This window comes from Bacteroides sp. PHL 2737, from assembly GCF_004115325.2.
Taxonomy (GTDB): domain Bacteria; phylum Bacteroidota; class Bacteroidia; order Bacteroidales; family Bacteroidaceae; genus Bacteroides; species Bacteroides hominis.
The window spans coordinates 1003771-1022725 of record NZ_CP040630.1 but is presented as its reverse complement, the minus strand read 5'-3'; the positions used below and the strand labels follow the sequence as shown (position 1 = coordinate 1022725).

General features: G+C 46.7%; 25 protein-coding genes and 1 pseudogene. 5 read left to right on the top strand and 21 right to left on the bottom strand.

Annotated elements, in window-relative coordinates; all coding sequences use genetic code 11:
- Nucleotides 1-166 precede the first annotated feature (166 nt).
- From DBK98_RS04270 to DBK98_RS04240, 7 genes are all read right to left on the bottom strand, one after another.
- Entirely contained in the window at nucleotides 167-1573 is a 1407-nt protein-coding gene (locus DBK98_RS04270; protein ID WP_007571956.1) for an OmpA family protein, read from the bottom strand.
- Nucleotides 1574-1625: 52 nt separating this feature from the next.
- A complete protein-coding gene (gene mobV, locus DBK98_RS04265; RefSeq protein WP_007571955.1) occupies nucleotides 1626-3083 on the bottom strand; it encodes a MobV family relaxase in 1458 nt (485 codons plus the stop codon).
- A gap of 222 nt (nucleotides 3084-3305) precedes the next feature.
- The gene (locus DBK98_RS04260) at nucleotides 3306-4148 is read right to left on the bottom strand and encodes a hypothetical protein (protein WP_008654966.1); all 843 of its coding nucleotides are present in this window, start codon (nucleotides 4146-4148) and stop codon (nucleotides 3306-3308) included.
- A complete protein-coding gene (locus DBK98_RS04255) occupies nucleotides 4138-4728 on the bottom strand; it encodes a hypothetical protein (protein WP_007571950.1) in 591 nt (196 codons plus the stop codon). The genes DBK98_RS04260 and DBK98_RS04255 overlap by 11 nt, the downstream gene beginning before the upstream one ends.
- Complete coding sequence (locus DBK98_RS04250) at nucleotides 4725-5123, bottom strand: hypothetical protein (RefSeq protein ID WP_171059043.1); 399 nt, start codon at nucleotides 5121-5123, stop codon at nucleotides 4725-4727. Before DBK98_RS04250 ends, DBK98_RS04255 begins: the two co-directional genes overlap by 4 nt.
- 10 nt (nucleotides 5124-5133) lie before the next feature.
- Entirely contained in the window at nucleotides 5134-5586 is a 453-nt protein-coding gene (locus DBK98_RS04245) for a hypothetical protein (RefSeq protein ID WP_007571948.1), read from the bottom strand.
- 26 nt (nucleotides 5587-5612) lie between these two features.
- Nucleotides 5613-6662 carry a hypothetical protein gene (locus DBK98_RS04240; protein ID WP_007571947.1) on the bottom strand — a complete coding sequence of 350 codons (1050 nt, stop codon included), beginning with the start codon at nucleotides 6660-6662 and terminating at the stop codon, nucleotides 5613-5615.
- 234 nt (nucleotides 6663-6896) lie between these two features.
- Between DBK98_RS04240 and DBK98_RS04235 the strand changes: the two genes are divergently transcribed.
- Nucleotides 6897-7544, top strand: a complete 648-nt coding sequence (locus DBK98_RS04235; RefSeq protein WP_007571946.1) for a recombinase family protein — start codon at nucleotides 6897-6899, stop codon at nucleotides 7542-7544.
- 335 nt (nucleotides 7545-7879) lie between these two features.
- A complete protein-coding gene (locus tag DBK98_RS04230) occupies nucleotides 7880-8212 on the top strand; it encodes a multidrug efflux SMR transporter (RefSeq protein ID WP_008654963.1) in 333 nt (110 codons plus the stop codon).
- A gap of 100 nt (nucleotides 8213-8312) precedes the next feature.
- On the opposite strand, the gene DBK98_RS04225 is transcribed toward DBK98_RS04230, so the two are convergent.
- A complete protein-coding gene (locus DBK98_RS04225; RefSeq protein ID WP_007571944.1) occupies nucleotides 8313-8549 on the bottom strand; it encodes a winged helix-turn-helix domain-containing protein in 237 nt (78 codons plus the stop codon).
- Nucleotides 8550-8759: 210 nt separating this feature from the next.
- A complete protein-coding gene (locus DBK98_RS04220) occupies nucleotides 8760-10124 on the bottom strand; it encodes an MATE family efflux transporter (RefSeq protein WP_007571943.1) in 1365 nt (454 codons plus the stop codon).
- A gap of 217 nt (nucleotides 10125-10341) precedes the next feature.
- Here DBK98_RS04220 and DBK98_RS04215 point away from each other — a divergent pair, with 217 nt between their 5' ends.
- Together DBK98_RS04215 and DBK98_RS04210 are read left to right on the top strand one after the other, a co-directional pair.
- On the top strand, nucleotides 10342-10623 hold the full coding sequence (locus tag DBK98_RS04215; protein WP_007571941.1) for an HU family DNA-binding protein: 282 nt from the start codon (nucleotides 10342-10344) through the stop codon (nucleotides 10621-10623).
- Nucleotides 10624-10720: 97 nt separating this feature from the next.
- Nucleotides 10721-11113: a hypothetical protein gene (locus DBK98_RS04210; protein ID WP_007571940.1), complete on the top strand. Its 393-nt coding sequence runs from the start codon at nucleotides 10721-10723 to the stop codon at nucleotides 11111-11113.
- A 59-nt stretch (nucleotides 11114-11172) separates the two neighbouring features.
- Here the strand turns inward: DBK98_RS04210 and DBK98_RS04205 are convergent, their stop codons facing one another.
- The 4 genes from DBK98_RS04205 to DBK98_RS04190 form a co-directional block, all read right to left on the bottom strand.
- The gene (locus DBK98_RS04205) at nucleotides 11173-11487 is read right to left on the bottom strand and encodes a hypothetical protein (RefSeq protein ID WP_007571936.1); all 315 of its coding nucleotides are present in this window, start codon (nucleotides 11485-11487) and stop codon (nucleotides 11173-11175) included.
- A gap of 469 nt (nucleotides 11488-11956) precedes the next feature.
- Nucleotides 11957-12646: a hypothetical protein gene (locus DBK98_RS04200; RefSeq protein ID WP_007571930.1), complete on the bottom strand. Its 690-nt coding sequence runs from the start codon at nucleotides 12644-12646 to the stop codon at nucleotides 11957-11959.
- Nucleotides 12647-13072: 426 nt separating this feature from the next.
- Nucleotides 13073-13600: a hypothetical protein gene (locus DBK98_RS04195; protein ID WP_007571928.1), complete on the bottom strand. Its 528-nt coding sequence runs from the start codon at nucleotides 13598-13600 to the stop codon at nucleotides 13073-13075.
- 380 nt (nucleotides 13601-13980) lie between these two features.
- Complete coding sequence (locus tag DBK98_RS04190) at nucleotides 13981-14364, bottom strand: single-stranded DNA-binding protein (protein WP_007571923.1); 384 nt, start codon at nucleotides 14362-14364, stop codon at nucleotides 13981-13983.
- 213 nt (nucleotides 14365-14577) lie between these two features.
- Between DBK98_RS04190 and DBK98_RS04185 the strand changes: the two genes are divergently transcribed.
- Nucleotides 14578-14772, top strand: a complete 195-nt coding sequence (locus tag DBK98_RS04185) for a hypothetical protein (protein ID WP_080715528.1) — start codon at nucleotides 14578-14580, stop codon at nucleotides 14770-14772.
- A gap of 349 nt (nucleotides 14773-15121) precedes the next feature.
- Here the strand turns inward: DBK98_RS04185 and DBK98_RS04180 are convergent, their stop codons facing one another.
- From DBK98_RS04180 to DBK98_RS04145, 8 genes and pseudogenes are all read right to left on the bottom strand, one after another.
- Nucleotides 15122-15337 carry a hypothetical protein gene (locus tag DBK98_RS04180; protein ID WP_007571920.1) on the bottom strand — a complete coding sequence of 72 codons (216 nt, stop codon included), beginning with the start codon at nucleotides 15335-15337 and terminating at the stop codon, nucleotides 15122-15124.
- A 36-nt stretch (nucleotides 15338-15373) separates the two neighbouring features.
- A complete protein-coding gene (locus tag DBK98_RS04175; RefSeq protein ID WP_007571918.1) occupies nucleotides 15374-15661 on the bottom strand; it encodes an LPD11 domain-containing protein in 288 nt (95 codons plus the stop codon).
- A 472-nt stretch (nucleotides 15662-16133) separates the two neighbouring features.
- Nucleotides 16134-16391 carry a hypothetical protein gene (locus DBK98_RS04170; RefSeq protein ID WP_007571911.1) on the bottom strand — a complete coding sequence of 86 codons (258 nt, stop codon included), beginning with the start codon at nucleotides 16389-16391 and terminating at the stop codon, nucleotides 16134-16136.
- A 4-nt stretch (nucleotides 16392-16395) separates the two neighbouring features.
- Nucleotides 16396-16692, bottom strand: coding sequence for a hypothetical protein (locus tag DBK98_RS04165; protein WP_007571910.1), 297 nt, complete (start codon nucleotides 16690-16692; stop codon nucleotides 16396-16398).
- Between the two features lie 12 nt (nucleotides 16693-16704).
- Nucleotides 16705-17037 (bottom strand): hypothetical protein, encoded by a 333-nt coding sequence (locus DBK98_RS04160; RefSeq protein WP_007571909.1) that lies wholly within the window; start codon nucleotides 17035-17037, stop codon nucleotides 16705-16707.
- Nucleotides 17038-17051: 14 nt separating this feature from the next.
- Nucleotides 17052-17228: a hypothetical protein gene (locus DBK98_RS04155; protein ID WP_007571908.1), complete on the bottom strand. Its 177-nt coding sequence runs from the start codon at nucleotides 17226-17228 to the stop codon at nucleotides 17052-17054.
- Between the two features lie 18 nt (nucleotides 17229-17246).
- On the bottom strand, nucleotides 17247-17543 hold the full coding sequence (locus tag DBK98_RS04150) for a hypothetical protein (protein WP_007571905.1): 297 nt from the start codon (nucleotides 17541-17543) through the stop codon (nucleotides 17247-17249).
- 760 nt (nucleotides 17544-18303) lie between these two features.
- Nucleotides 18304-18951 (bottom strand): annotated as a pseudogene (locus DBK98_RS04145) (LytR/AlgR family response regulator transcription factor); the annotation flags it as partial.
- Nucleotides 18952-18955 lie beyond the last annotated feature (4 nt).

Genomic DNA, 18955 nt, shown 5'->3' with positions numbered 1-18955 from the left:
GTAAAAGACTGAATGCAAAGATAGTATATAATAAATAATTACGATGTTCGTTACCGATTAGAAAATATCAAACAGTCAGATTTCCGTTTAAAAAGAGAGCCGATCTTCACAGACAGGCTCTCCATAAACGAAAAAAAATGTTTTTATATCGTATGAACAAAAAGTATTATTTGAGATGCAGCATAACCTTTGTATGGCGGTTGGCCTCATTGGGCGCATAATCGGAAATGCCGCCTTGGTGAGTTTTGGTTATCTTGTCGCCCGACACCCCACGTTTGATTAATTCTTCAGCGATATAATCGGCTCTTGATGCACTCAAGACATTGTTTACGGATGCTGTTCCGGTCATACTGTCAGCTGCACCAATGACGCTTACCGATAACCCGTACTTCTTCGCTACTCTTGCCAACTCGTCGAGATTAAGCGTCTGGGAGGTATCCGTGAGACGCGCCGTATTGAGTTGGAAGAAGAAATACACGGGTGAGCCGATACACTCTTTTCCGTTCTGCATACGAGCCAAATATTGCATACAGAGTGTGTCTTGACCCGCACAAAGGGGAATTGTGTCGGCAGATTGTGTACCCTTCCCATCCAAGGGAGATTTCCCGTCCCACTTCCGGTTCTTAAGTCTCGCTTGAAGCGAGTTCAGACCGCTGTAATTGTTTTTGGGATAACGGTTGCCGTCGAATGCATCGTCGTCATCAAAAAGATGGCTGTACTTGTCGAGCAATCCTTCGATTTCCAGAATCTTTTTCAGCTCAGCGAGTGTCCGTCGGTCTCTGTCATGCTGCCCTGCATAAAGACGGTTCTCTTCCGACAAAGCATTTACGCGCTCGACAAGCCACTGATCGCGGCGGATATAAGGACTTGGGTCTATGGCGCGTTTCCAACCGACCCTGCCGATATGAAAAGAAAATCCGGCGGTAAGCGATAACATGTGGTCACCAAAACGGTTCTCCTTACCATACCCGTCGAAATCTTGGAAAGTGGTTGCGCCGGAGAGTTCCACGAGGGCGCTTACCCTTTTGGAAATCCGGTACTGCCCCTGTATACCATAAGAGACTGCAAACGGGTTATGCCCGTTGGTCGCATGATGCAGCAGCCCGATACCGGCAAAGGGAGCCAGATGCCAGCGTACCTGTTCCTGACGGGAATAACTGCCGCCGAGCACATTCCATAGCAGATCCGCATGGAGGTGGTGGTATTCCTGCACGGCCAGCGTACCGTCCTTGAACTGCAAGCCGCTATAATTTATGCGTGCGCCTACCCACGGGGTGAACCACTTGCCAATGGCAAGGCTATACGAGGGTTTCAACCTCCCGAACAGGTCTTCGCAGCCAAGCGGGGTGCCGAGAAAGGCCGTCGTGCCTCCGGCGATACTGACGAACCAGTTGCCGTTTCCCCGTGCCGGGACGACCACTCCGTCAAGATATGAGGGCTGTAACGGCTGCAGCAGTTCAGTGTCATCGTAACGGAACATGCAGCGTACAGTATCCTTCTCCGTGGGTTGTACATCCGCACGGGCTTGCAGCGTACAGAACGCCGCAAAGATAAAGATGATATTCTTTGTCATAATTCCAATTTTTTAATTGTAATCTATTCAGTTTTCAGGCAATCTTTGCCATTTATCGTTTGGGCTTTTTGCCGATGGCCGGACGCATCATGCGGCTCGCCATTCTCATGCAGCGGAGCGCCCATGCCCGGTTGTCCTCGTCGTCATCGCGTCCCCATTTGAGGTCACTGCCGCCACCACCTCCGCCACGTGTTTCGGCAAATGTAGTGGCATCATCGACCATGCCGAGGAACAACAGTGTGGCGCAGTGCATGACTTCCGTGCCTTGTTCTGCCACGGAGCGCACGAGGGTGCCATCGAACAGTTGCCGTTCGGAGGGCTTCATACGTGCCGACAGTTCCCGCCACTCATCGACCATGTTTTCCAGCATGGCATCCTTGAGCAGGCTGTCCACTTTGGAATGTACATCACGGGTGTATTCGTAGGCTTCTTCCTTAAGCTGTTCCGTGCGTTCCTGAATGGCATCCATATTCTCTTTGAGGTCGGAAAGCTGTCGGTCGGCAGTCTGTAACTTCTCCTGTTTGTCTGCCAGTTTCCCTTGGATAGCGACCAGTTCTTTTTCGAGTTTCTCTTTCTCGGCGGATATGGCCAAGGCATCGTCTTTTCGGGAGTTCATGTCATTTTCGAGTGCTGCCAGTTGGGCCTCCTTTTCGGATTTCTCTCGTCGCAGGTTTTCCACCATTGAAGTGAGACCCTTTACCCTGCGCTCTGCCAGCCGTATATCCGAATGAAGATCGGAAAGCACTTTTTGGTGGCGGTCAATATTCTCCTCGATAGTTGTACACTCTTCCGAGAGCATACGGCGGTATTCTTCCGTCGTCCTGTGCCGTGCGCCGGTCTCGGCGACGCTCCGGCCTCTCGCCATTCCCCATTTCGTGTTGACCTCGGCGAAAAAGTCCGTATGGAGCTGTTTCATTCTCGCACTATATTCGAACTTGTCCTTTCCGGCGAATATCTCCTTGTACGCAAACTTCCCGTCTTTGATTGGCAGAAGCGTGCAATGCACGTGCGGATTCAACTCGTCGAGGTGTACAATGAAGGCGGCAACATTCTGCTCTCCGTATCTGCCACAAACGAATGAATAGACATCCTTTGCCCAACGTTCGATGTCGCTCTTCCTTTTGATGCTGGTATTGTCCGCACCTTTTTCAAAATCCACCTTCTGCGTACCGAATGCGAGTTCGTGCATCCGCTCCCGCGAACCTCCAAAGATGATGTTTACCACCGTGCGGTATTTCGGTTCGATCAGTCCCTCGTTGGGGTCCTTTATTCCGCGACGGCCCAATATGTCCGCCATCCGTTCCGGGATATTACGGCTCGTGTCAATAGGGCGTATCTTGCCTCCGGACGCAATCTCGAAGTTCAGATGTTTGCGAGTGGGATCGTAGTTGCCCTTACTCATGGCGTACTTCTCTGCCTCTTTGCTGCGATTGCGCAGATGTTCGTTGCCTTGGGCGGCGGTGATTCCTTTCGACACTTGAACGTCAAGAACCTGTTTTGCATTTGCCATACTGCTTCCGTGTTATTTCGGACAATCCCCCGTGTCCCCAGCTTGCTGCTTGTACGGACACCCTTCCCACCGACGAATGTCGGTCGGGGTATTAGGCTACCCCTTCCCTTTGTTCAGTGGCAGACGGGCAAGCCCGGATGCCTGCTATAACTGGAAGGATATTTGAACCTGAACCGGGGAGAATTGCCCGTGGTTATACAATCTTTGTCTGCGAATCCCTGTTCAACTTTCTTCCTGCGCCTTCGCTAAAAGCGATAGAAAGGGTTTACGAAGCGATTCGAGGCGTTCCGTCTCTTCGTCCATACCGAAATCCGTTCCATCCGGCTTTCCGTCGATAACAAGCTCTGCAAGCTCTTTCGAGGCTTCGATGAACGCCGCCCATTCCCCACCGAGATCGGACCGGAAGAACTGCACGAGCGGTGAGCCGTCGTCGAATCTCGACTTGCGCAGAACCCGCCATAGGGCGGCATGGGCGATACACTCCAAAACGGTCTCACGCAATTGTTCTTCTGATCGGAGGGTATGCACGGATGTCGTGCCGGAATGGTTGTCCGGATAGGCCCGGCTGTCCTGTCCGGTTATCTCCGCCAAGGTCTGACGCATGATTTGTCCGCATGATTTGCCGACATCGAAAGAAGTTGCTTTGCCAATCACCCAATCGTACAATATTCCTTGTATTCTTGTGGCAAAGTCCGTTTCTTTCTGCCCACTGTCCGGCATGTCAGGCGTGCCGATTCGCAGGTGCATGGTAATGATGACGCTTTTCGCCAGCCGGATACGTTCCAACTGCCCGAATGCTTCGAGCGTGTCCAGAAACGAGCGGACGGTGGCGCGGTGCCAATGCCACTCGGATGCAAGGTCGGAAACGGTCACATGGCACTGGCAGGGACCGAGGTCGTAGTCTTGTTTCCTTAAAAACGGGGAGACGAAACCTGCCAGCGATTTATCCAACAGGTCGCAGTAGGCTTCTGTTCTTGTTTTCCGCTCGCCGACTTTTTCTTTCAGATAGTCGAACACTTCCGTGTTGGCCAGTATGGTGGCGGGTGCTTCATTTCTATTTCTCATTTTCGTTCTGTTTTTGATGATTCATATCGTGCGGATTGTATGGACTGCCATTATCCGCATTATCATGGCAGTCTTGCGTGATGATACTATGATAACTGTCGGCTAATGCTCCGGGATATTCCAGCCATTCGAGGAATTTGCGCATGTCTGTCCTTTCGGACATGACCCTTGCCGACGGGTAGAACAGGGCAGCCAAAAGAATAAAGGCGATGGTTACGGACATCGTGTACAGATGCGGCACGAAGCCGATGACCAATGCCAAGAGCGCAAACCAGACGAAACGTTTCGGCCGGTCGAGCAAACAGCGCATCCATCGGTCCGCCCGCCGGAAAGAGGCCCATGCGGCACACACAATGGTGGATGGCACAACACCGAACTCGCCGGGGTGTCCGCTCGTATAGACATAATGGAAGAGGAGCAATACGATAAGCAGCACATGGGTGTACAACCTGCGGGCCTTTTCGCTCCATATCATTTTATCGTAGAATTTTGCCATGAAGTAACGTCTGCTCCTGTACAACAGTGCCGGAAGGACGACAGGCATTGCAAGAAACACAAACTGTAATATAATCCAAGTCATAACAGGTAATAGGGTTTTGAAGGTATGTGAACGGGCCGTACCACGAGTTCCAAGCGGACAATCCCGTGGGTGGCCAAGCGGATAATGTTCTCGGTGTCTTCAGCTGTCAGGGACGATGCGCCTTTCTTCATCCGGGACTTGAATATGCCGTTCTGCTTGCGGTATGTAGCCAGTGCCGCGTCCAGATCATGCTCCGGAATCGTCCACGTCATGCCCCGGTCGTATGTGCCATGCGGTTTGCAAGCACGCAGTACCAGCGTGCGGGAAACCAGGAAATCGGTCCGGTTGTTCCTCGGAATGACGTGCTCCTTGTAGAGGTTGTCATCGGCCACCTCTATCCATGTGCGGTATGTGTCGATGCAGAAAATCATCTGGCGATATATCGTGTTTCGCATAGGAACTGTTTTACATGAAATCCAACAGCACGTCTTCCAGCTCCTTCTTGTACTTGAAGCTGCCGTTTCCGGTGTGGAGTTTCAAGTCGAGAGACAGGTCGCCGTACATCAGTTCCAACGAATCGTAAACGGTCGCGATGACGCGGTTTACCTTACCGTCCGCGTCTGTCCGGGCGTTCATCTTGAACATTTGTCCGAAAGCGGGATTGGAGTAGGCACAGGTGCTATGACCGGATTTTTCCAATCCGACCGGCACATGGTGGTAGAGCGTGATCAGCTCCATGTCGTCCTCGAATATGTCCATGACCTCCTCCAAATCATAGGGGTCCCGCAACGGGAACGTGAGCAGAACGTAGTCGCCGTAAAACTGCGGCTCCTCCATTGTCGCCACATTGAGAAGCTGCGGCATTTGCAGGGGTACGAACGACATGAAGTCATCCAGAAAGTGTCGTAACATAATCATATATCGTTTATTTTATGAATAGGCTTTTACAAAGAGGCGATGAATATCTCCATGAGCATACCGGGCAGCTCGTCCAACCGGTTGTTCTCTGACGACAGGATTTTACGCAGTGTCTCGAAAGCGCCGGGTGTTTCGGTCGCAATCCGGTCGAGGGCTTTCTTATCCTCTGGGGAAAGAAGCGTCATACAGAGGCCGTCCAAGGAAGCGTAGGGCTGGAGTATCATCCAGATGTAGGCGTGCGCCTGTTCGGGTGTCGCGATTTCGCCCCGATGTATGTCGTCGAGACAGGTACGCACGTTCTGTATCAGTCGGCGGTCGGCACGCAGGGCCATGTATATCAGGGCCTCCTTGTAGGTAATCTCTTTGCGTCCGGCAGCGAGAAACACCTCGGAACAGCACTTCTCCGTGTCGCGGGTAATGTCGGCCATGTTTGCACTGCCGGAATCGTGCAGACCGGACAGAAAAGCGCGAAAAACGGCGTCTTCTTTCTCGATGAATCTCTTGAGGTCACGACTGTCGTGTATGCCGTTGTTCAGGGTTCCGGCAAGCAACTTACGATATGCCGACAGCGTTTGCTCCTTGTTGCCACGGTAGGCAGGCCGTTTATCCAGCGCTGCGAAAAACGGGCGGATCTCCTCGGCGGAACGGTGTAGTTCCACGTCTCCGGCATAGGGAGAGAACCGCTCTTTTAAGCTCAACACTTCCTTGTAGGTGCGCGGTTTCGACAGGGCCAACCGGGAAAGTTCCGAGCAAATGGAGTCGTGTAACAGACGACATTCTTCCCGTGTGCCGGAATGGGCCTGACGGGCCGTGTCCTGCCGAATGGCTGCAGCCACGGAATCTTTCAAGGTTTGCCATTCCCCGATACATACAGTCAGCTCTTCAAAGGAAAGTTCTTGGGACTTGCGTATCTCGGAGAGGTACTCTCTGTACAGACCGGCAGGCGTGTCTTGGGGTTCCGCCAGTGATTTGCCGTTCGGACTGTCGCATGACGGGAATGTGAAAACGGCAATCGAAGCGGCAGAAAGTCCAGCAATGGGAAGTATGATTTTTAAGTATGATTTTCTACTATTCATTGTTCAATTTTGAATTTTACAGCGCAAATCTAAGTATTATTTTCAAGATGGCAAGTGTTGAAATTTGTTTTATAAGCTATTTTTAACATTACACTTAATAGTTTGATTTTCAATGAAAACAAGTGAAAAAAACGGGAGATTTAAGTGCTTTATTCGATTTTCCGTTCAAAGTATGGTTTAGTTTAAAATAAAACTGTTATATTTGTACTTGTTATCATAGAAGTGTACAATGAGATGGCAAAAGTAGGTTACATATTTAAGGCGGATCGTTACGACGGGTTCGAGGCTGACAAAGAATGGATGCAGAAGTACGGCTGTGTACAAGTGATAGAGGAACCGGTCGAAAGCGAGGCGCTACGGCCTAAATGGAAACAGCTTGTGGCGAGCCTCGAAAGGGGTGACGAGGTAGTGGTGGCCAAATTCAGCAATGCCCTCCGAGGGTCGCGCGAACTGTCGGCTTTCATTGAGTTGTGCCGTATCAAGGTGGTACGCATCATATCCATCCATGACCGGATCGACTCACGGGGTAAACTGTTTCCCGAAACGACGGTTGCCGATGTGCTGGAGATGTTCGGGGCGCTTCCCGAAGAGGTGGCGATACTGCGATATTCGTCCGCACGTGTCTTGAACCTGCAACAGAACGCGAAGATTCCGAAGAAAACGATGAAGGCTATGGATAAGGCCGACAAGGAAAATACTATTGTTGACATGTATGTCAACGGCCATTCATTCGAGGACATCATGGCGGTAAGCGGGTACAGCAGTCGGAGTTCGGTATTCAGCGTGCTCCACAGGCATGGGGTAAAACTCAACAGGGGGAAATTCAGCGGCCCCTTGGGAACCCGGAAAAAGAAAAAGGACGACAGTCCGGCGGAAGAATAACCCGTAAAACGAAAAGGGCGGCGGCAACTACCGCTTATAAACGGTTTAACTGTCGGAAAACAAGATTGAAAGGGATTCGCACTCTTGGTAACAAACAGCAGATGTTTAATTTATTAATACAGGTTAAATAAAAACGTAGTATGGAAGTAATATTGATAATCGTTGTGTTCTGGGTAGTGGGTAAACTTCTGAAAGCGGTGTTCGGCGGTTTTAGCAAGAGCGACTACCGGCGTGACCAGTAACACGTATGAGGCAACGGCGGCATTGTCTTGCCGGTTCTTTCGTGTCAGGAGTCGGAATATGATTCGTATAAATCAAAAGATGAATGTAGATAAATGAAAACTTACCTTATCTTGTTTTTGGCTATCGTTTTTGAAACTGTAGCCACTTCTTTCTTGAAACAGAGCGAACAGTTTACCAAACTCGTTCCGTCCGTATTGACCGTTCTGGGGTACGCGGCGGCTTTCTATTGCTTGAGTGTCGTACTGAAGAGCATTCCGGTAGGCATAGCTTACGCCATTTGGTCGGGAGTGGGTATCATTCTTATCGCGCTTATCGGCTTTTTCGTTTTCAAACAGCACCTCGACCTGGCTGCCATCATCGGGCTGGTCCTGATTATTGCCGGAGTGGTCGTCATCAATGTCTTCTCCAACTCGGTCTCTCATTGATGGAAGTGTCCCGTCATTGTGTTCTATACCAAACGAAAAGAAAGAAATCATGTTTTTCATCAGCATGGTTTCTTTCTTTTTTCAGCATTATAGGAAGGAGTCAAATATATACATTCAACATAAGATACAAGTATGCCTTTTCGTCCTTACTGTTATGATGTTCAAGTTCGAATTGTACCTTATCTTCACGGGCCAACCAGCCAATAGCACTACCCAACTCGGCATCATCCATCCCTGTAATTTTCTTTATCTCTGAAAATTCCCATTTACGGAGATGGTCACTATTCAATAAACGCCAAACTTTACCAGCGTTCTCGCCAATGATGTATTTATCCATAAATTATAATATATTTATTGTTATATGTATATAATATGCTATGCAAATGTACAGTTTTGATAACGAATTATTGCTTACGACCCATTAATGTTTATTAATACATCATGCATTTGGCGGAATTTTTATTCCGGATAACTGCTCAGAATGCCGCTACCAATCTTTAAACTTTTTTGATAGCGGCATTTTACATGGAACCTAAATCCGAAAAAATTACCTGCAAATTATGGCACGTTGCCGGGAATATATCCAAAATGTAACGACAATCACTAAAGTCGTCAGAATTTCAGACAACGGTAAGGCGAGCCAAATTCCTTTTACTCCCATTATGGCAGGTAATGCCATGAAGCACGGAACCAGAAAAACAAGTCCGCGCAAGACAGCAAATGTGATGGCCGGCTTTACTTGTTCCATGCTCTGATAATATCCGATAATGGAGAGGTTCAAAATAAAGAAGATGAACCCCGTGCCATAATAAGGGAATCCTTCTATCGCTATGCGTGCGGCAGTATTGTCAATGCGCAAGAATAGTCCGACAAGCAATTCAGGAAACAGGATAAAGGCGGCAGTAGAAATGACTCCGCAAACTAATGCCGCAAACACGGAAACGCGTAAGGCGGAACGAACTCTTTCCGTGCTTCCTGTGCCGAAATTGTAACTGATAATAGGCTGGGCAGATTGGGCAATGGCGTTACCTATCATGAAGACGAACGGGAGATAATAACAGCTTACTCCGAAAGCACCTACTCCGTCATCTCCCAAATGGCGCATGAATACCTGGTTGCCGATGAACAGCAATATCGCCATTGTCAATTCGCCTAACAAGGCGGATGATCCTATCTTACACTGCATTCCTATATCATGGAAGAAGAATAAAATCTTTTTTCTACCCGGACGAAGAGAATGCAAACGAGTGTCACGGGCATAGAACAACAAGTAACCCATCGCCACCGCTGCCCCGGCCAAACAACTCAGGGAGGTAGCAAATGCCGCCCCCATCACTCCCCAGCCCAGCGGGAAGATGAACAGCCAGTCGAGAACGACATTCACCGCTGCGGCTATGATGCTGCACCACATGGCGAGTTTCGGAGCGCCGTCCAGGCGCATGGCAAACAAGGCGACGGCAATCCACAACTCGAACAGCAGAGACGGGGAAAACCAGACCAGATAATCGACAACCAGCGGCAGCAAATGCTCCGACGAGCCAAGCATACGGGCGGTTTCTTCGGGAAACGCCAGAATGAATCCTCCGACGGTTACGGATATGAGCGTCACGAAAAGCATGGCTTGGGTGATGGTCGCACGTGCCAAAACGGTTTTTCCTTTCGACAAGTAAATGGAAGCGATTACGGAACAACCTGCCCCCATCATCAGTCCAACACCCATGAGTGACATCAGTAGAGGGACGCAGATATTTACAGCTGCAATCCCGTCGCTGCCCACGCCGTGTCCCACGAAAATCCCGTCGATAGTCGTTACCGCCGACATACTCAACATTCCCAACAGAGTGGGGAAAAACAGTTTCTTAAACAGAACGGAAACTCTCTCATTCCCAAAATCAATCACTTTTTCTTTCATACGTCTTTGTATTTTATATTATATGGTTTACTTCCGGCAGAAAACGACGGAAGCCGGATAAGACGATGGTTTTACCCAGTCATCTTATCCGGCTTCCATAGCCCTCCGATGAGGATTATAAAATGTCCTTTGCGTTATTTCGCCGCAAAGGTGGGCCAAAGATTTGACTTATCCAAAAAAAGTTGCATTTTTGTACATTGCTATTTAATTCTTATATATGACAAAAGCAGAAATTGTTAGCCGGATTGCACAGCAGACCGGAATAGAGAAAGAGGTCGTAATGACCGTGGTCGAGGCATTCATGGAGAATGTAAAAGATGCGATGATTGCCGGGAACGAAGTGTTCCTGCGGGGTTTCGGTAGCTTCATTATCAAGCAAAGGGCAGAGAAGGTGGCCCGTAACATATCAAAGAACACAACTATTGTGATTCCGGCTCATTCCATCCCCGCCTTCAAACCGGCAAAAGTATTCCTGAATGCCGTAAAAGAGGGAAAATAAAGGACGTGTAAAAGTTTCATTTTATTTTGTAGATTTGTATCTATTAGCGATTTAAGAGGGATTAAGTTTTTAGTCTAAAAGATAATACAGAATTGTTATGATTAAAGAATTGAGAGTTGGCAATTACGTTGCTTATAAAGGTAAACCATCTTTGGTTTGTGCATTGGATTATGATCCTAAGTTGAGAAAAGAGAATATATCCGTTGTTTATAAATGGGGAGAACCTCCGTATAAAACAAATGGAGACATTCAGCCAATATTACTTACTGAAAAATTGGTTTTGCAATGCGGTTTTAATCAGCTTGACGATTATACATTTGACAATGATGAAATGGAGATTACACAAGACTGGGATGATCAAACTGTATATTACATTACCACTCATGCTAATGAATATACGGTAAGCGGACACCGCATAGAATACTTACACCAGCTCCAGAATGCGTATTTTTGTTTATCTGGTGGAAAAGAATTAGAAGTTAACCTATAAAGAAAAGAGGCTTTTAGAACTGCCTCTTTTTCTTTATATCATGCGAGGGTATTATATATTTAATCCGTCACCTCCCAGTAATAGCTTAACTCGTTCCCTTTCAGATTCTCTTTGGCGTATTGGTCGGCTTGTTCCCAAAGAGTATTGTAAAGTACCGCCATATCCGGTCTGTTTTCATAGTATTGCCATATCTTATGGTTAAGTACCAATGTCAGTTCCGTCAAGAACTTATAGTCCCCTTTCCACTCCCTGAAAGCCCGGTTGAAAGTGTCCAAAACAGCCGCCAACCCAAATCTGTCCGCTATTGAGAAGTCTTCCCAAAAGGTTGTTTGTAACTCATAACCGTTCTCTTGCATAAATTCTTTAAATGTCATACGCTCTAAATTTTAAGTTTGAACTATTTTTTGTTTTTCCCTTTGGTACAATCCTGTACCGAAAGGTTGATTATTTTTCTGCCTATAGGATTGACGGTCGGTCCAGGCAAGAAGGCTGCGAAAAATACACTCTCCAACAAAGTCGGGGAGGAAGATTTTTCGACAGCAAGCGTAAGCGGTTCTTGACAGGACAGACAAGCGGCAATCGAACTTTGCAGAAAAAATAAGCGGGCTTTCGGCATGGAGTGTTGGGAAACGGCTGTAAGGAGGATAAAACGGGGGAAGCTAAAATGTTATAAAAGGATTACTTTCCGGCTGGATAGTCACGGTACAAAGGGGAACGGACCGCGTTTCGATAAAAGGGAAAGAGCCATGAAGATATAAAGGGGGAATTCCGGCAAAAGGATTCAGGACACATCCATTGTCAATGTATCCCGAACCTGCACCGGTCATTATCTGTACCGAATGTTTAGGAAACCCATTTGTAACCTTCGTCCGTCAGTTCAAAATATTCGTCCATTCCCGGTTTCACAAAAAACATGATTTCAAAGGCTTCGTTGCTTCTACCTTCGGGTATCGTCATGTTGATTTCTCCATTGCGGGCTGTTCCTCTTCCCGTATTGAAACCTAAGTCTTCGTCCGCATAGGCGTAATGGAATTCCACATCCGGAAATATCTCGGAAAGTTTTTGGATAAGCAGTGGCACTCCATTCCATGCCGTATCGAACCAAAGTATGTTCGGCTCTTCAAAGTCTTGGTGATAGGCATTCCATTTTGTACCCCATGTGGCGGTAGACCACTCGTACCAAGTGGGATAACCGTACTTTTTCCGATTTTCCAAATACGATGCTCCAAGTTGCAGCGCTTCTTTTCTGTCCTTTTCCGCCAATCCTTCTATCCATTGAATGGTTCTCAAAGCATCATCGTCCAATAAAAAATAGAATGGCTTCAACTGCATTGCTTCAAGGTATTTCATACCCAAATCTCCACTGCTGCTTTTTTCTATCAACAGTTCTTCAGGCATAGGAATGATGTTGTTGAAGTCGATGTAACAAGGCGTATTGTCATCATCGGTTTTACCTTTTAAGAAATTCATTACTTTTTGTACTGTTTCCCGGTCTGCGTTTATTTCTAAACGGTTTGTCACATGATTAGGCATAATCTTAGTTTTTTGAAATTGTTAATACTTATTTTCCCTTTTGTCGGTTCTTTCTTCCTGAACCGCTTTGGGGTTTTACGGATGCGGTACACGGCTGTCGGGAAAACTTCATACGGTGGCTTTCCTTGGAAAATTACTCTTACCCCGGTAAGGAAGAATTTTGCAAGAAATGCACTTCAAGCCACCGGATCAAGTGCGACGGCCTACCTTTGCATCTGGTAAAACCAAACCGGTGATGGAAAGAAGAAAAGACGGGAGATATACGAAAGACCGGGGTCGGTATAAAAGGCGGATATTGCTCCGTGAGTAGTGATAAAAAGGAATGGAGCTGATTATAAAAGGAGACGGTTCTGTGTTTCGCCCATTCGATAAAGGATACCGCAACCATCTCTGGCGGATGCGTTGCGGTATTTTGTGGACAGCATTTTATGCGGCCTTGTCCGGCTTGCGCTGCCTTGTTTTCCAGCCGTACACGGCGGCTACATACGGATAGAGGGAACGTGTTCTCCGGCGGAAACCTTCTTCGTCGATTTCACGGTTGTAAATCTTATCGGCGATACGCTCCGCTTCATCACGGTCTTTGGCGATACGATACAAGGTGTAGTTCGTACCGTCATGATGGCCCATCCGTCCGCGAATGTTATAGCCGTCGCCGTACCATTCTGCATCGTCGCACTGGGATTTCAAAATATCGGCAATGGTGCTGCCCAATATTTGATAGCCTTGTCTCCGGCCGTTCCATAATCCCAAGTTGCCGAACACGACAATAATGCCGTCCACTTCTTTATTCAGGTTGCTCCGTTCGTCGTCCAGCCAGCGATATACTTCTTCTGCCCATTCTTCATCGCTGACCTCGTAACAGTCATCGTCCAATATTTCCCGTTGTGAATTTTGATAGTATTCTTTTGCCGTTTCGTCCAACAGGTCATAGCTTGACCAAATCATCTGTTTCATACGTCTTGAATTTTAAGTTTGACTTTTGTTTTTTTATCCCTGCCTTCGGAGGGTTTCCCTCGTCCGGCGGGATTTGATTTTACGTGCGGACCACAAGGCGGACAGAAGGGAAACAAGGCAAGGAGGAAGCGGATAGTCCTATGGACGATTTCATTTGTGTTGAACAAGTATTGACGAGCTTGCGAGTTGATGGTTGTTAACCTCAAATGAAGCCGCGCCTTGCCGGTTCCCGACCGCCTTAACTTTGCACGGGAAAATCAATGGACGACGGCGGACTCTTCGTGTGGAGTATGAAGGAGTATAAAAGTATAGACGTTCCGGAACGGTAACGAGCAAAACAAAAGCGGCCTTCGGGCCGCTTTGTCTCAAAAAGGCAGGAATTACTTCTTGCCCTTCTTCGGTTTCTTTGCCGGTTCCGCAGGAACTTCCTCCTCTTTATCGACAGCCGGATAAAATTTGACTGCAACCGTCACGATGCGGTTGTGCAGCACGCCGTCTTTGTCGGTCCATTCTTCGGGTTTAAAATAGCCCTCCACGGTAAGCAGCGTGCCCTTGGTGAGCTGGTCGAACGACCCGGTATTCTCGTTCTTGCGCCACGCTTCAATGTTCATGAAAGCGGATATACGCTTGGTATCTTCGCCGTTCTTCTCCTGACGGGCCACTGCCAGCGGGAAACGTGCGACACTTGTGGTGGTGAACTGACGGACTTCGGCATCTTTTGCCACGAATCCGGTTACTGCGAAATTGTTCTCGATCTTTTTCATTGCGATTGCTTTTTGAAGTTAATAAATCAGTTTTACGGTGCATAAAAGTAGGTGCAGTAAAGGGCTGCACCAAGGATAGCGCATAAATACTCTTTATTTTGGAGGCGAAGCCCCAAACCGCAAGCCCGATAAAGGAAGATTTGTGCGATACGCCATTGGTCAAGACCATCGGGTCGCGCCCGTCTGCATACTAACTTTGCAACGAAAAACGATATGGCGACTTCAAATAGAAAGCGGTCGCGAAAAAGTCGAGGCGAAACAATCCGCAGCGGACTCGGAAACATGAAAGACCTGTCCGTCCACCGACACAAGACCGCTCCCGTTCCGGCAGGTGGGCGGGAAGAACATCAGGCGAGAAAGTGTATCGGCTGTTTGGGGTTGAAGCGGCAAGAACGATATACCGTTTAACAACCATATACGCTGCATCGTGGAAAATACTATCGGACGAAGATCCGGCAAAAGGCGTGTGCGACGTATCGATATCGCTGTCTCTATCCGGCAAGAGAAATGAGGGAAAGAAGAGGTAAAGGAAAAATGGCCGAAGTCTGCCTTGAAACAAAGCGGAGAAGCCGCCTTTGCATGAGTGGCCGTTCGATATAAAAGGATATGGCGCAGCCGAAATGTATAAAGGGGTATTTCCGAAGGAAACGGTATGAGTGTCTGTTCGGAAATAAAAGAGGGTATCGCACCCGCGTATCTGTTTTAGATTTTAGCCGGTGTAACCGGGCTGAAACTGGTACTCCAGCCCGTACTACATTTACCTTTTTTCTGTTTTGGTCTGTAATTCTACCGGCTCGTCATCCCATGTCAGTTCTTTGCCGAGAAGTTTGTAAACAGTCCCTTTGGGGAGTTCTATCTCGATTGGTACATTGTACACTTCTTCCAAATACTCCCAATGCCCACACCGGCCCCGAACGGGCTTTTCGGGCATAATCCATTCTGTTCCGTCTTTATTTACTGCCAACCATGCCATAATATCACATTTTTAGTCTGTTCCTTAGTAGTAATTTTATTCTTCTTGAGCTATCATTCTCTTACTGTATTCCAAAATTTTATCCATCGTAAGCCACTCCGGTTTTTCTCCCTCCTTGAAGCTATCATGCAGTTTTATCATAAACTCAATTTGCAATTTTTCGTCGCCAGCCCATAAGGTTTTGGGGTGTCTGTTACCGTAATTGAGGTAATACTCGCAGTCTGACCGTAAGCGGTCTAACAGTTGGTATCTGAAAACCGAATCCCTGTGTATTACTTCGTCTACCGTTACTCTTCCATTTGAATTTGTTACATCGTTTGTCATAACCTATAAAATTTTGAGTTTTCTTTTTCCCTCTTGTAGCACCTGCTACTTTCGGGCCTGATTTAATTATGTCGCCTCGAAAGGTGTCATAGCTCTTTATGCAAGGTTTCACGATTAAATACTACCCGTGCGAAGCGGAGGGTGGAGATTTTGTCGTGAACCGTCAGGCTTTGACCTTGCATACAAGAACGGCATGACAAGTACCTTTGCGACACAATTTATATCAGGCAGCCCGAAAGCGATGTGCGAACACAGGGAAGAGAAGGTCTCGTGTAAAAGGTTGATGGGCGATAAAAAGGGTTTGCAGCGAAAAGAGAAATATAAACGGGTATTCCGGGGCAGTATAAAAATTGATCGTGAGGATAAAAGGGGGATTGTGCCAGCATGTCTATTGCGAGAAAGAGGAACGGGCTGAAGCTGGTAGTTCCGGTTCAGCCCGCAAAGCGCATTGGAGGTCTTTTGCCTGTTCCTGTCAGAAATGGGCTACCATAATCCGATGTTTGAAAATCCTGTTTTTATCGCTCGGTCGCCGTTGCTTTATCCAGATATGGTGTGCTCCGTATCCGAATATGAAATAGTCGTCGAGCGTGGTTTCGTTCTTCAAGCGTTCCATACTTGCCCGAAGTTCGGTTTCGTCAGTTGCAAAAAGAATCGTGTTCATGATTCGGAAATAGATTTCTTCCGCTTCATCGCTATAGCGGCAAAAGACGTGTTCGATTGTTACGTTCATGGTTCTATTGGTTTGATTGAGGTGTTTCGGGTACATTAGTCATTATTGATTCTCCGTCTTGATTGAAAATTTCTATTGTCGGGTTGCCGTCGTTTTCTTCGGGGAGCATAGATTCCGATGTATCGGTCAATGCTTGCCACTCTTCATAGCAAAGACGGTTGTCAATGATGTTCGACACGTCCTCACAGTTCCATGAGCGGACGATTGCCTCGGCTTCTTCATAACTGTCCGCTTTCACACTGAAATAATCCCGTTCCCAACTTGTAACCTTACGGTCTTGATAAAATTTGTATTCTCCCATATCCTTGTTGTTTTAACCGCTTACTTCTACAATATCCTCTATTCTGCCGTACAGTATCGAGCGTAACGCTGTTTTGTCAATCGCATAATACTCGTGAATACTTCCGTGCTGTTTGACGAAATACCGTTTGAGGATGTCGGAAAAGTCAAAGTGATAACCGCTCAAGGCAATTCCACGTTTGAAATAGATACTTTCCCATACGTTACGGGTAATCCAGTTCTTTTCTTCCCGGTTTAACTTGCCTCCGTTGTTCAGGTGTACCCGCAATTTGTAAACCTTGCTGTCCTGCAATGTCGCCAGTTCGGGAATGTCCCATTTGACGAATTTTGTTGCTATCTGTGTCATACGTTTGCTATCGTTTAATCATGGATAATCACTTCATCACGGTATTCTGAAATTTCCTTGCCGCTTTCAAGGCGGACAACTATGGTATTGCCATAGTCGCCCACGATTGTGCCTTCCATGTAACCTTTATATGGATTGAGCAACGTGCAGGACAAACCGATAATATCGCTATCTTCTTCGTATTCGTACATAGTGAATTGTGTTTAGGTTTAGGATAACTTAATGTTCCATTTACCTTGCGAGAATATCCGAAAGCTCACGTATTCGTCCTCTAACTCGTATGTCAGTATGCGGATATAGATTTTGTCTTTGGCTGCCAATAAGGCTATTAATTCGTTGATTGCTTTTTCCGGGTATTCCCAGCGGGAATCAAATTCGGCATCTACCGTGTCGCCATACCGGTTGACAAAGCCGTTGAAATTATCGTCCAGAAATGCCTCTATCTTATTGAGGTCTTGTTTGTTTTCCGTACTTGCGTGGAAAATGTTTGTTGCGTAGTTTGCCATAACTTTGAATTTTAAGTTTTCTTTTTTCCCTCTTGTAGCATCCAGCTACTTTCGGGCTTGATTTAATTATGTCGCTTCAAAAGGTGTCATGGCTCTTTATGCAAGGTTTCACGATTAAATACTACCCGTGCGGAACGGAGGGTGGAGATTTTGTCGTGAACCGTTAGGCTTTGACCTTGCATACAAGAAAGACATGACAAGTACCTTTGCGACACAATTCATATCAGGCAGCCCGAAAGCGGATGTGCGAACACAGGGAAGAGAAGATCTCGTGTAAAAGGTTGATGGTTTATAAAAAGGGGGTTGCAGCGAAAAGAAAAATATGACGTGGAATGTTTTTTTCTTTTGGCTGTACAATGGGACCGGAGTGTTTTACGAAGTTCGGGAAAAGGTTTAGTTTAGTCCATTAGCCTATATATATGCTAAATCAAAGTAAACTATATTTAGGCAGCCAAATTTGCCTGCCTATAAGTTTTTCCTTATCTTTGTATGAACTAAAGAATACTTGCTTTTTTCTTTTGGCTGCAGTGGTTCTTGGAAGCTCACATGCAACCATCGGACGAAAAAAATCTGGTGGGAAGCTGTTCAAGAAGTCCCGATTATAAGCAAGTGCAAAGAAAGAAACAGAGTGAAAACAAAAAATTGGGAAATACCTTTAATTAACGATTTTGTTTCTTGTTTGTTCCTTAATTAAAATCGTGAAATTTTCAACAATCTGATTTTCAAATCATTATATAAACTATTTTTGAGAGATTGAATTTATTGCCAAATAATTGATGTTGATTATAGCCGACTGGCTGATCTGTACGAATGCATCGGAGTAACCGGTTATATCCCCAGCCGTTGTATTTTTCTTCAAACAAAGCTTTGTTTGATTAAAAAGCTCCACTTGCCACAAGCGCTTATCTTTCAAATATTCAAAATATCCTATTTCTTCAAGACGGAGAAATCTGAAACCTGTCACTGTACTGATCATAAATAGATCCCTACCGGGAATTAAAGTGCCGACAGCAGAAGAGAAAGAGGGAATGGGTTGGGCAGCAGCCATTGTTTTACGGTAACGCTCAATAATCAAGTTCAGTTCTTCAGTATCATAAGGTTTCAGCAAATAATCGAAGGCTGACTCACGCAGAGCCTGCAGCAAATATTTATCATAAGCAGTATAGAAAACGACTTTCATGTCCCACAAGACCTGCTCACGAATCTCACTAAGCAAACGGATTCCTTGAATATCAGGCAATTCTATATCCAGGAACAAAAGGTCAGGATGTATATCCATGATAAGCTTCTTCCCTTTTGCCCCATTGCCGGCTGTCCCTTTTATCTCCAGATCAGCCTGCATTTCCAGATCCCGACGCAAAGCCTCAATAGCAGCCTTCTCATCATCTATAATAATCACCTTATACATATTT